Annotated in this window: 18 protein-coding genes and 3 tRNA genes; 5 read left to right on the top strand and 16 right to left on the bottom strand. The window is 72.6% G+C overall.

Annotated features, from left to right (window positions below; translation table 11 throughout):
* Positions 1-1,239: sensor histidine kinase KdpD (locus tag I4I78_RS23745; protein WP_218613690.1), on the bottom strand; the 1,239-nt coding region annotated here is incomplete at its 3' end.
* 53 nt (positions 1,240-1,292) lie between these two features.
* On the opposite strand from I4I78_RS23745, the gene I4I78_RS23740 reads away from it, so the two are divergent.
* From I4I78_RS23740 to I4I78_RS23725, 4 genes are all read left to right on the top strand, one after another.
* A complete protein-coding gene (locus tag I4I78_RS23740; protein WP_218613689.1) occupies positions 1,293-1,967 on the top strand; it encodes a response regulator transcription factor in 675 nt (224 codons plus the stop codon).
* A gap of 177 nt (positions 1,968-2,144) precedes the next feature.
* Positions 2,145-2,555: a sterol carrier protein gene (locus I4I78_RS23735; protein WP_218613688.1), complete on the top strand. Its 411-nt coding sequence runs from the start codon at positions 2,145-2,147 to the stop codon at positions 2,553-2,555.
* 104 nt (positions 2,556-2,659) lie between these two features.
* The gene (locus I4I78_RS23730; protein WP_218613687.1) at positions 2,660-2,923 is read left to right on the top strand and encodes a hypothetical protein; all 264 of its coding nucleotides are present in this window, start codon (positions 2,660-2,662) and stop codon (positions 2,921-2,923) included.
* Positions 2,924-3,056: 133 nt separating this feature from the next.
* A complete protein-coding gene (locus I4I78_RS23725; RefSeq protein ID WP_218613686.1) occupies positions 3,057-4,157 on the top strand; it encodes a CaiB/BaiF CoA-transferase family protein in 1,101 nt (366 codons plus the stop codon).
* An 84-nt stretch (positions 4,158-4,241) separates the two neighbouring features.
* On the opposite strand, the gene rplA is transcribed toward I4I78_RS23725, so the two are convergent.
* The 15 genes from rplA to rpmG (I4I78_RS23650) form a co-directional block, all read right to left on the bottom strand.
* Positions 4,242-4,961, bottom strand: a complete 720-nt coding sequence (rplA, locus tag I4I78_RS23720; RefSeq protein ID WP_218613685.1) for a 50S ribosomal protein L1 — start codon at positions 4,959-4,961, stop codon at positions 4,242-4,244.
* A gap of 103 nt (positions 4,962-5,064) precedes the next feature.
* The gene (gene rplK, locus I4I78_RS23715; protein WP_218613684.1) at positions 5,065-5,499 is read right to left on the bottom strand and encodes a 50S ribosomal protein L11; all 435 of its coding nucleotides are present in this window, start codon (positions 5,497-5,499) and stop codon (positions 5,065-5,067) included.
* Between the two features lie 74 nt (positions 5,500-5,573).
* Positions 5,574-6,452: a transcription termination/antitermination protein NusG gene (gene nusG, locus I4I78_RS23710; protein WP_218613692.1), complete on the bottom strand. Its 879-nt coding sequence runs from the start codon at positions 6,450-6,452 to the stop codon at positions 5,574-5,576.
* Between the two features lie 161 nt (positions 6,453-6,613).
* A complete protein-coding gene (secE, locus tag I4I78_RS23705; RefSeq protein ID WP_218613683.1) occupies positions 6,614-6,967 on the bottom strand; it encodes a preprotein translocase subunit SecE in 354 nt (117 codons plus the stop codon).
* 112 nt (positions 6,968-7,079) lie between these two features.
* Positions 7,080-7,155: transfer RNA gene (locus tag I4I78_RS23700), tRNA-Trp, on the bottom strand.
* A gap of 183 nt (positions 7,156-7,338) precedes the next feature.
* Entirely contained in the window at positions 7,339-7,548 is a 210-nt protein-coding gene (locus tag I4I78_RS23695; RefSeq protein WP_308252310.1) for a hypothetical protein, read from the bottom strand.
* Positions 7,549-7,679: 131 nt separating this feature from the next.
* The gene (locus I4I78_RS23690; RefSeq protein WP_218613681.1) at positions 7,680-8,108 is read right to left on the bottom strand and encodes a MaoC family dehydratase; all 429 of its coding nucleotides are present in this window, start codon (positions 8,106-8,108) and stop codon (positions 7,680-7,682) included.
* Positions 8,105-8,557, bottom strand: a complete 453-nt coding sequence (locus I4I78_RS23685; protein ID WP_218613680.1) for a MaoC family dehydratase N-terminal domain-containing protein — start codon at positions 8,555-8,557, stop codon at positions 8,105-8,107. Before I4I78_RS23685 ends, I4I78_RS23690 begins: the two co-directional genes overlap by 4 nt.
* 32 nt (positions 8,558-8,589) lie before the next feature.
* Positions 8,590-8,757 (bottom strand): 50S ribosomal protein L33, encoded by a 168-nt coding sequence (rpmG, locus tag I4I78_RS23680; RefSeq protein WP_130292437.1) that lies wholly within the window; start codon positions 8,755-8,757, stop codon positions 8,590-8,592.
* 41 nt (positions 8,758-8,798) lie between these two features.
* A tRNA-Met gene (locus tag I4I78_RS23675) sits at positions 8,799-8,874 on the bottom strand.
* 42 nt (positions 8,875-8,916) lie between these two features.
* Positions 8,917-8,989, bottom strand: a tRNA-Thr gene (locus tag I4I78_RS23670).
* Positions 8,990-9,159: 170 nt separating this feature from the next.
* Complete coding sequence (rpsN, locus tag I4I78_RS23665; protein ID WP_218613679.1) at positions 9,160-9,462, bottom strand: 30S ribosomal protein S14; 303 nt, start codon at positions 9,460-9,462, stop codon at positions 9,160-9,162.
* Entirely contained in the window at positions 9,462-9,698 is a 237-nt protein-coding gene (gene rpmB / locus I4I78_RS23660) for a 50S ribosomal protein L28 (protein WP_218613678.1), read from the bottom strand. Before rpmB ends, rpsN begins: the two co-directional genes overlap by 1 nt.
* Before the next feature lie 4 nt (positions 9,699-9,702).
* Positions 9,703-9,948, bottom strand: coding sequence for a 30S ribosomal protein S18 (gene rpsR / locus I4I78_RS23655; protein ID WP_218613677.1), 246 nt, complete (start codon positions 9,946-9,948; stop codon positions 9,703-9,705).
* Positions 9,949-9,950: 2 nt separating this feature from the next.
* The gene (rpmG, locus tag I4I78_RS23650) at positions 9,951-10,118 is read right to left on the bottom strand and encodes a 50S ribosomal protein L33 (RefSeq protein ID WP_218613676.1); all 168 of its coding nucleotides are present in this window, start codon (positions 10,116-10,118) and stop codon (positions 9,951-9,953) included.
* Between the two features lie 77 nt (positions 10,119-10,195).
* Between rpmG (I4I78_RS23650) and I4I78_RS23645 the strand changes: the two genes are divergently transcribed.
* Positions 10,196-11,195, top strand: a 1,000-nt coding sequence (locus tag I4I78_RS23645; RefSeq protein ID WP_226380307.1) for a GTP-binding protein, incomplete at its 3' end; no start/stop codon positions are given.

The raw sequence follows: 11,195 nt of genomic DNA, 5'->3' as shown, positions 1-11,195 counted from the left end.
CATCGCGGTGGCCAGGGCCTCGGCGATCCACAGGCCCAGGCCCGCGGTGCCGCGCCGTTCCCCGAGCGCGACGCCCTTCGCCGTGACGACGCCCTGCTGGCCATCGGGCAGGCCCGGCCCGCGGTCGCGGACCTCCGCGACCAGCACCCCGTCGGCGTGGCGCAACTCCAGCTCCACCGGCTCGTCGGCGCTGTGCCGGGCGGCGTTCTCGGCCAGGTTCGTCAGCAGCCGGCGCAGGCGCTGCGGATCGCAGCGCACCGCGGCCTCCGGCGGGTCGACGACGGCGCGGCGCCGGTGCCCGGCGACCGCGGCGGCGTCGAGCACCCCGTCCGCCAGCTCGGCGAGCACCACCCGGCGCGGACGGACCCGGCCCAGCGGGCTGCCGTCGGAGACCGCGAGGTCGGCCAGCCCGTCGAGCATGTCGCGCAGGTGCACGGCGTGGTCGGCGAGCAGCCGGGTCGCCGTGCACCGGGACTCCTCGGAGAGCCGGTCGGCGGCCAGGTCCGCCGAGAGCGCGGTCAGCGAGGCGACCGGGGTGCGGAACTCGTGCAGCACCACCCGCGCGCCGTCCAGGCGGGCCTGGCCCTGGGAGACCAGGCGGTCCCGCAGCGCCCGCTCGCTCAGATAACGCTCGTGCTCGGTGTCCGCGCGCGCCCGCGACACCGCGGTCGCGCGCAGCTGACGCTCCAGCAGCCGCACCAGCACCCCGACCAGCAGCGCCGTCGCGACCAGGAAGCCGGCCCACCACAGCCCGGTGAGCGCCCGGCGCGCGATCGACACGACCGGGTCCGAGCCCAGCAGCGCGGCGACGGTGAACCCGGCCCCGAACCCGGCCGCCGCCAGGCACCCGACGACCGGCCCGGTGCGCAGCGACGCCGCGATCACCACCAGCGGCAGGGCCGTGACCAGCAGGCTGTCCACGCCGCCGGTCAGCCCGCACGCGCACAGCACCAGGAGCCCGTCCACCACGGTCAGCAGCGCCGGCGGTACCGGCAGCCGCCGGCGCGCCGGTGCGGCCACCGCCAGGACCAGCGCGTAGACCAGGCTCGCGCTCACCAGCGCCGCGGCGGTACCCAGCCGGTCCCCGGCCCGCCCCGGGTCGGCCACGAGCAGCGCGGTCGCCGCCCCGACGACGCACAGTCGGAGGACGACGGCCGTGCGCTCCTCCGAGGTGCGCTCGGGCCACTCGTCGGGGCGCACCCCGTCGGTCTCGGCGTCGGTTTCGGCACCGTCGGTCATCGCCGCTCCCCGCTGCTCGGTGGGTGGTGCGGCGCCACATTAGGCTCGCTCCCGTGTCGGACGATCAGCACGTCGTCGTCATCGTCGACGACCACGCCCTGTTCTCGCAGGGCCTGGCCCTACTGCTCGAGTCCCGCGCCGGGGACACGTTCCGGGTGGCGGGGTCGGCGACGGCCGGCGAGGAGGCCGTCGCGCTGGTCGGGCGGCACCGCGCGGACATCGCGATCGTCGACCTCGCGCTGCCCCCGCTGGGCGGGGTGGAGACGATCCGACGGATCCGTGCCGCCTACCCGGCCACCCGGGTGCTGGCGCTGTCCGGCACCGAGGACCTGGGACTCGCCGCCGCCGCGCTGCGCGCCGGCGCGCACGGCTACCTGGGCAAGTCCGCCGACCCGGAGGTGCTCGTCGCACCGCTGCTGGCGATCTCGGAGGGCGTCCGGGTGCTGCGCGCGGAGCTGCTCGACGCGCTGCTGGTCGCCGCCGACCGCACCGGCGACGGCCTGCTGGACCGTCTGTCCGAACGCGACGTCGAGCTGTGGACGCTGCTGGCCAGGGGGCTGGAGACCTCCGAGATCGCGCGCCCGCTGCTGGTCAGCGAGCGCACCGCGAAGCGCATGATCGCCTCCCTGCTGCACAAGCTGGGCGCGGCGAACCGGATCGAGGCCGCCGCCCTCGCCGGGCGGTGCGGCCTGCTCGACCCCGACGAGCCGGGCCCCGGCCGGGGATGATCGGCCCGGGGATGATCGGCCCGGGGTGATCGGCCCGGGCGGGCCAGGGGTGGCCCGGTCGTGGACTGCGCGGGCGGGCGTGTCCCCGGCAGACTCCGTCCTCGGCGGGCGGCCGGCGTGGGTCGCCTGCCGGGCGTGGGACGAGCGCGGGCGCCGGCGCAGCGGGAGGCAGAACCGATGGCACTGTTCGCCGACGAGGCCGAGGTCTACGACTACCTCGGCGGGGTGTTCCGGATGGGCCTGCAGGACGAGGCGCTGGTCGAGAAGCTCAAACCCTCCGGTGTCGTCCTGCGGATCGTCTACACCCAACCGGACGCGGTGATCACCGTGGACATGCCGAACTCGGAACTGCACACCGGCGCGGGCGCCGGGCCGGACCCGAACGTCGAGCTGTTCATGACCGCCGACACCGGCAACCGGTTCTGGCTCGGCAAGGTCGTCCTGCCGGTGGCGCTGGCCAAGGGCGACGTCCGGGCGAAGGGCCCGGTGGCCAAGCTGCTCAAGGTGCTCCCGCTGGCCAAGCAGCTGTTCGGCCCCTACCGGGAGAGCCTCGAGCGCAACGGGCGCGAGGACCTGCTGCGCGCCTGAGGAGATCACTCGTTCGGGTGGTGTCCACGCCGGCGTCGAACCGGAGGTGCGCCGTCTCTCGATAGACGGACGACACGACGGTGCACGCCGAGGGTCGGAGACCTATGGACAACCTGTGGCTCGACGTCCACATGTGGCAGCCGCTGCGCGGCAACCTGCACCCGATCGCGGACGTGGAGTGCGAGCCGCCGGACCCGGCACCGGACAGCCCCGACGAGTGGCACGACTGGGCGGGCGACTGCCTGCGCGAGGTCGCGGACAAGGACAACTGGCAGTCCGGTCGCTACCACTTCACCGTCCAGGCGCGCGACGACTCCGGACGGTCGGTGGAGGAGATCGCGCAGGGTTTCTGGGAGTGGGCCTCCTGAGCCTCGCCGCTCTCGCCGGCGAGGTGACGGGCCGGTCGGGTGTGACCGAGCCCGTCGCCCTCGCGCGACCGGCGCCGTCGGCGGCCGTCGTAGGGTCGCCACGGACGAGACGAGACGAAGGAGTTGTTGTCGCGTGAGCAGAGGGAACGGACCGCTCGCCGGTCTGCGGGTGCTGGAGCTGGCCGGGATCGGGCCGGGCCCGCACGCCGCGATGATCCTCGGGGACCTGGGCGCCGACGTCGTGCGTGTCGACCGCCCCTCCGGTGGTCTACAGCTCGGGTCCGACGACGTCCCGGACCCGACGCTGCGGGGACGCCGGTCGGTCGTCGCGGACCTGAAGGACCCGGCGGGCAAGGAGACAGTGCTGCGCCTGGCCGAGCACGCCGACGTGCTGCTCGAGGGCTACCGCCCGGGCGTCACCGAGCGTCTCGGCGTCGGCCCGGCGGACTGCCACGCCCGCAACCCGAAGCTGGTCTACGGCCGGATGACCGGCTGGGGCCAGGACGGCCCGATGGCGACGCGGGCCGGGCACGACATCAACTACATCTCGCTGACCGGCGCGCTGCATGCGATCGGCCGCGCCGGGGAACGCCCGGTGCCGCCGCTGAACCTGGTCGGCGACTTCGGCGGCGGCTCGATGCTGCTGGTGATCGGCGTCGTCTCCGCGCTGTGGGAGGCGCAGCGCTCCGGGCAGGGCCAGGTCGTGGACGCGGCCATGGTGGACGGCTCGTCCATCCTGGTGCAGATGGTCTGGGGCCTGCTCGGGCACGGGCGCTGGAACGACGAGCGCGGCACCAACCTGCTCGACGGCCACGCGCCGTTCTACGACACCTACACCTGCTCGGACGGGCGGCACGTCGCCGTCGGGTCGATCGAGCCGCAGTTCTACGCGCTGCTCCTGGAGGGCCTCGGGATCGACCCGGCCGACCTGCCCGCACAGTTCGACCCGAGCGGCTGGGCCGAGACCTCGAAGCGCTTCGCCGACGTCTTCGCCACCAGGACCCGCGACGAGTGGGCCGAGCAGTTCGCCGGTACCGACGCCTGCGTGACCCCGGTGCTGGCGTTCGGCGAGGTCGCCGCACACCCGCACCTGGCCGCGCGGTCCACGATCGTCACCTCCGACGGGGTACCGCAGGCCGCGCCGGCACCGCGGTTCTCCCGCACCGGAACCGAGGTCGCCGGACGCAGCACCGCCCCCGAGGACGTCGACGCCGTACTGGCCGACTGGGCCTGAGCACGACCCCGCCGGATCCGAGCACGACGAAGCCCCCGCCCCTCCGCGAGGAGGTGACGGGGGCTTCGTGGTGCTGCGGGAAGGTCAGACGGACGGCTCGTCCACCAGGAGGTTGCGCGTGCGGTTCGGGTCCACCTGGATGCCGGGGCCGGTGGTCGTCGACACGGTGACCTTCTTGACGTAACGGCCCTTGGCGGCCGACGGCTTGAGCCGCAGGATCTCGTCCAGCGCGGCGCCGTAGTTCTCCACCAGCTTCTCGGTGTCGAACGAGGCCTTCCCGATGATCATGTGCAGGTTGGCCTGCTTGTCCACCCGGAAGTTGACCTTGCCGCCCTTGATCTCGTTGATCGCCTTCGTGACGTCGGGCGTCACGGTGCCGGTCTTCGGGTTCGGCATCAGGCCACGCGGGCCCAGGATGCGCGCGATCCGGCCGACCTTGGCCATCTGGTCCGGGGTGGCGATCGCGGCGTCGAAGTCCAGCCACCCGCCCTGGATGCGCTCGATCAGGTCCTCCGCGCCCACGGCGTCGGCGCCGGCGGCCTCGGCCTCGGTGGCCTTGTCACCCGTGGCGAAGACGATCACCTTGGCGGTCTTGCCGGTACCGTGCGGCAGGTTCACGGTGCCGCGGACCATCTGGTCCGCGCGGCGCGGGTCGACGCCCAGGCGCATCGCCACCTCGACGGTGGAGTCGGTGTTCTTGCTGGAGGTCTCCTTGGCCAGGGTGGCCGCCTGGAGGGGGCTGTAGAGCTCGTCCGCGTCGATCTTCGCGGCGGACTCGCGATAGGCCTTGCTGCGCTGTGCCATGACTGTCCTCGTTCTCTGGGCCCTTCACGGCCCGAAGGTCAGGTCGTGGTTCGAGCCGCGCCCGGCTCTCCCACGCTCACTGGGTACTGGTGGTGACGACGGCTCAGCCGTCCACCGTGATGCCCATCGACCGGGCGGTCCCGGCGATGATCTTCGCGGCCTGGTCGACGTCGTTCGCGTTCAGGTCGCGCATCTTGGACTCGGCGATCTCGCGCACCTGGGCCATGGTCACCGAGGCGACCTTGGTCTTGTGCGGCTCGCCCGAGCCCTTGGCCACGCCTGCCGCCTTGAGCAGCAGCTTCGCCGCCGGCGGGGTCTTGAGCTCGAAGGTGAACGAGCGGTCCTCGAACACCGAGATCTCGACCGGGACGACGTCGCCGCGCTGGGCCTCGGTCGCCGCGTTGTAGGCCTTGCAGAACTCCATGATGTTGACGCCGTGCTGACCGAGCGCGGGGCCGACCGGCGGCGCGGGGGTGGCCGCGCCGGCCGAGATCTGGAGCTTGATGATCGCGGAGAGCTTCCGCTTCTTGGGTGGCATCTCGTGTTCCTCGTGATCTTTCGACGTGCACGCCGCAGCCTGCCTGCCACGGCGTGACTTCTGGAGGGGACGACCTAGATCTTGGAGACCTGGTTGAACCCCAGCTCGACGGGCGTCTCCCGACCGAAGATCGAGACGAGCACCTTGAGCTTCTGGGCGTCGAGGTTGACCTCGTTGATCGTCGCCGGGAGGGTCGCGAACGGCCCGTCCATGACGGTGACCGACTCGCCGACCTCGAAGTCGACCTCGACGGTCGCGGTGCCGCCGCCGGACGACGCCGCCGCACCGCTGCGACCGGTCTCGGCGTCCTTCTTCGGCGCCTCGACCTTCGGCAGCAGGAACTTGAGGACCTCGTTGAGCGTCAGCGGCGACGGCTTCGACGTGGCACCGACGAAGCCGGTGACGCCGGGGGTGTTGCGTACCGCGCCCCAGGACTGGTCGTTGAGCTCCATCCGGACCAGGATGTAGCCGGGCAGCACCTTGCGCTGCACCCGCTTGCGCTGGCCGTTCTTGATCTCGGTGACCTCCTCGGTGGGCACCTCGACCTGGAAGATGAAGTCCTCGACGTCCAGGGTCTGGGCCCGGGTCTCGAGGTTGGACTTCACCTTGTTCTCGTAGCCGGCGTAGGAGTGCACGACGTACCAGTCACCGGGCGCGCGCCGCAGGGCGGTGCGCATCTCCTCGACCGGGTCGACCTCCTCCTCGGGCTCCGCGTCCGCGTCACCGTCGTTCTCGGTGGCCTCGGCCTCGGCGCCCTCGACGGTGTCGGTGCCGGACTCCTCGGCCAGCGTCTCGGCCGCCGCGCCCGGGGTCTCCTGGTCGTCGGCGTCGGTGTACTCGTCGGACACCGCGTCCTCGCCGTGCGCGGCCTCCACGTCGGCGTCCTGGACGGACTGCTCGGGAAGGTCGTCGCTGCTGCTCTCGACCGTGCCGTTCGAAGTGGGGGCGTCGATCGCCGCCTCGTTCGCGGCGTCGACGTCGCGGTCGGCGTCGACGTCGACCTCGCGGTCGGTGTCGGTCAGCCCGGGGCCGCCGTCTGGGGAGGTCACGTACTTCTCGCTTCCTTCGTCGGTGTCGTGCTCGTCACCGCATCGTCGGTGGTCCGCGCCGTCGGTCAGTTGCCGAACAGCAGCGCGACGCCCTCCGCGAACAGTGTGTCCAGCGCGAACACCAGTGCGACCATGAACGACACGAAGACCAGCACGACGATCGTGTAGGTCACCATCTGCGAGCGCGTCGGCCAAATGACCTTGCGCAGCTCGGCGACGACCTCGCGCAGGAACCGCGCCAGGCGGGCGAAGAGCGACCCCTTCTCCGACGTCGCCGTGGCGCCGCGGGAGGGAGTGGCCCGGCCCTTGGCGGGCGTGGAGGCGCCGTCGGACGACGCTGCGGACCGCCGCCCACGACGGTCGGCGGCGGTGCTCGGGCGTTCCTGCCCGGACCGCTCCGAATCGCGTTCGTCGCTCACGTTGTCCTCTCACCCGGAGCGGACGCCGGGCGCCGCCCTCGGTTCACGTCGTGTCGCCCGTGTTCACCGTGTCGTGCTGTTGCCGCTGGTGTCCCAGCTGTCTGCCGCGTAGTGGCAGGGGTGACAGGACTTGAACCTGCAACCTGCGGTTTTGGAGACCGCTGCTCTGCCAATTGAGCTACACCCCTACGTGTCCCCCACCGTCGCGAGTGATCACGACGGTCACGGGACGGGCGCACCGAGAACCACCGGTGCACCCGGCCTGTCGAGTGTACGGCACCGGTGTCCGGGGCCCGACAACGCGCCCCCGCCCACGGCCGTACGGCACCGGAGCGCGGGGCCCGGGAGCACCCGGGCCCCGCGCGGTGGTGTCACTTGTCGGTGTCGGCCAGGTCCGCCAGCGCGGCCGCGCGACGCGCGTACTTCCAGGAACCCAGGTCGCCGACGGTCTTGATGCCGAGCGCGGCGAGCTGCTCGTCGTGCTTCTCGGTGAGCCCCTCGAGCGCCGAGGGCGGAGCCTGCAGGATCTCCGCGGCCGACTTCTCTTCCCAGGCCTTGTCCACGAGCTTGCCGAACTTCACGCCGTGCTCCTCTCCGGTAGCGGTGTGTGCGCCGGGAAGCATCGACCCGGGGCCTGCGCCGGGCAAGCGGGACGCGCCGGGGTGCGGCGGCCGGGCCGTCGGGAACGTTCGACGGGGTGGACGTCCTGTGGTCAGGACGGGAGTACGACCTCGGCCCGGGCACGCCCGAGCACGGTCCGGCCGTCGAAACGCGCGGCCAGGTCGACGGTCGCGACCCGGACACCCCCGTCCTCGCGGACGTCCGAGACCGTGCCGGACAGCTCGACCAGGGCGCCGGTGTCGTCGTCCGGCACGACGACCGGGCGGGTGAAGCGGGTGCCGTAGCTGCGCACCGACGACGGGTCGCCGGTCCAGGCCGTGAGCAACCGCCCGGCCAGGGCCATCGTCAGCATCCCGTGCGCGATCACTCCGGGCAGTCCGGCGCCGGTCGCGACGCGGTCGCTCCAGTGGATCGGGTTCAGGTCGCCGGAGGCTCCGGCGTAACGGACCAGGTCGGCCCGGGTCACGTACACCTGCAGCGCGGGGAGCTCGTCACCCGCGGCGGCCCCGGCGACGCTCACGACGAGCCCTCCCCGGCCTGTGTCACCAGCAGCGCGTGGGTGGTGGCCACCGGCGCGCCCGTCTCGTCGGCCACCTCGCACCGCAGCGTCAGCATGTGGTTGCCGGCGCGGGTGCGCAGCTCGTCGACGTGCACGACCGTCGTCAGCTCGTCACCGGCGACGATCGGCCGGGTGAACGAGATGCGCTGGTCGCCGTGGACCATGCGGGTGTAGTCCCAGTCGAACGCGGGGTCCCGCAGGAACGCCTCGATCACCGGCATCGTGAAGCAGACGGTGAACGTCGGCGGCGCGACCAGGTCGCGATGACCGGCCGCGCGGGCGGCGTCGACGTCGTGCGAGACCGCGGAGTCGTCACCGATCGCGCCGGCGAACTCGCGGATCTTCTCCCGGGCGACCTGGTAGGGGCCGGCGGGCTCGAGAGCCGTGCCGACCCAGGAAGCGTCGGGCACGCGTGCTCCCGGCCTTCGCTACGTGACCGCGGTCAGCGGGTCTCGCGGTGCGCCCTGTGCGTTCCGCAGTTGGAGCAGAACTTCTTGACCTCGAGGCGGTCGGGGTCGTTGCGCCGGTTCTTCTTGGTGATGTAGTTCCGGTGCTTGCACTCCTCGCAGGCCAGGGTGATCTTCGGCCGAACGTCTGTGGCCTTGGCCATCGCGGGTGCCTCCCAGCAGATACTTCGTGACTTAGTCGGTGTGGTAGCGGTGGCCGGACTTGAACCGGCGACACAACGATTATGAGCCGTTTGCTCTACCACCTGAGCTACACCGCCATGCGAAGTTCGTCACGATAACTCCGGACGACGCTTCGGCAGAGCCCCCTTACGGAATCGAACCGTAGACCTTCTCCTTACCATGGAGACGCTCTGCCGACTGAGCTAAGGGGGCGGCAAAGCCGCACCCGGGAGCTGCACACGATCTCCCGAGCGGACCCGGATAACTCTACACACCGGTTCCAGGACCCCGGTAAGGGGTTCTGGTTGCCCCGTCGGCCCTGGTCAGGGCCCACGCCACGACCGTCCGTGACGCGGGCCCCGAGGATCACCGGGCCGGGCCGGTCACCAGGACGACTTCGTGACCCCGGGCAGCGCGCCGGCGTGCGCGAGCTCGCGCAGACGCACCCGCGAGACGCCGAACTTGCGCAGGTGCCCGCGCGGACGACCGTCGGTGGAGTCCCGGTTGCGGATCCGGGTCCGGCTGGCGTCGCGCGGCTGGCGCCGCAGCTCGGCGGCGGCCGCGCGCTCGTCGTCGGAGCTCGACGGCCGGGCGAGCTCCGCCTTGAGCTCGGCCCGGCGCTGCGCGTACCGGGCCACCACGACCTTGCGCCGCTCGTTGGCAGCGATCTTGGCCTTGGTCGCCATCAGACCTTCCCTCCGTCCGCGCGGATCCGGGCCACGGCGGCCGGGACGCCGATCCGGTCCACCGTCCTGATCCCCTTCACCGACAGGCGCAGCCGCACCCACCGGTTCTCCTCGGCCAGCCAGAAGCGCTTGCGCTGGACGTTCGGGTCGAACCGGCGCGACGTGCGACGGTGCGAGTGCGACACCTTCTTGCCGAAGCCGGGTTCCCGCCCGGTCAACTGGCAGCGACGCGACATGTGCTCACCCCCGCCCGGCGTGCGGGTAGGGGAGCAACGCCATCTCGCGGGCGTTGCGGATCGCGACGGCGACCCGGCGCTGCTGCTGGCCGGTCAGCCCGGTCACCCGCCGGGCACGGATCTTGCCGCGGTCGGAGATGAACGTGCGCAGCAGCGCGGTGTCCTTCCAGTCCACGTGCGTGATCCCGCGGGTGTGCAACGGGTTGGCCTTGCGCCGGGGGACGCGCTCGACCTTGCGGTTCGACGGCATTCCTACCTCTCCTCCCGGAAGTCGACGTGACGGCGGATCTTCGGGTCGTACTTGCGCAGGACCAGGCGGTCCGGGTCGTTGCGCCGGTTCTTGCGGGTGACGTAGGTGGTTCCGGTGCCCGCGGTCGACCGCATCTTCACGATCGGACGGACGTCGGTGGTCTTGGCCACGTGACCCCTCCTCTCAACACGACATTCATTTTCGTTTAGCCTACACCGGTACCGCACCACGTCCTCCGGAGGCAGCGATGACCGACCACAGTCCGAGTCCCGGCGCCGGCCCGAGCCCCGACGTCGGCCCGAGCCCCGGCGCCGGGGACCGGCTCGGCGGGCGCCCGCGCACCGAGCTCGTCGTGCTGGGCGGGATGGCCCGCGACGGGGTCGAGGCGACCATCGATGCGATCCGGGAGCTCGACCCGTCGGTGGTCGTGCTGCACCACGACATGCGTGACCTGCGACGGGGCCGGGTGCACCGGCGTCTTCGCGACGCCTGCTCCGACGAGCGCTCGGTCCTGGAACTGGCTCACGGCTGCGTCAGCTGCACGGTCCGCGAGGACGTGCTGCCCACGCTCGCGGCGCTGGCCGGGACGGTCCGGCGGGTGGTGCTGCACCTGGATCCGGGCCTGGAGCCGGAGCCGGTGTGCTGGGCCCTCGGGTCGATCCTGCTGGGCCCGGACGGGGAGCCGCACCGGCCGGCCGTGACCGACCTGGTCGACCTGCGCGGCGTCGTCACCGTCCTGGATCCGACGCGGTGGCTCGAGGACGCCTCCGGCGACGACACGCTGCCCGAGCGCGGCCTGAGCACGCTTCCCGACGACGAGCGCACCGTCGCCCAGGTCGCGGTCGGGCAGGCCGAGTTCGCGGACCTGATCGTCACCGTGTCCCCGTCCGTCTCTCGGTCCGGTCTCCCGTCGGACCCACCGGCCGCGGACGCGTGGGAGCTCGCCCGCACCGGGGCCGTCCTGGACCGGCTCTCGCCGCTCGCCCCGCGGCTGCGCCTGGCCGAGGTCGACGACCGGGTGTTCTGCGCGGACCTGCCCGCCGGGGCCCGGCGCGGGGTCCCCGGTGGGGTGCACGACCCGCTGCTGCACGGCGCTCCTCCGCTGGACGCCGACGCCGGGGTGCGGACGCTCGTGTTCACCGCGCGGCGACCGTTCCACCCGGACCGGCTGCACGACGCGATCGACCACCTGCTCACCGGCGTGGTCCGCAGCCGCGGCCGGATCTGGCTGGCCACCCGTCCCGACG

Origin of the sequence: Pseudonocardia sp. KRD291 (genome assembly GCF_019263595.1) — a bacterium.
Classification (GTDB): Bacteria; Actinomycetota; Actinomycetes; order Mycobacteriales; family Pseudonocardiaceae; genus Pseudonocardia.
Note: the sequence above shows the minus strand (reverse complement) of the source record. Positions and strands in the feature narration are given on the sequence as shown.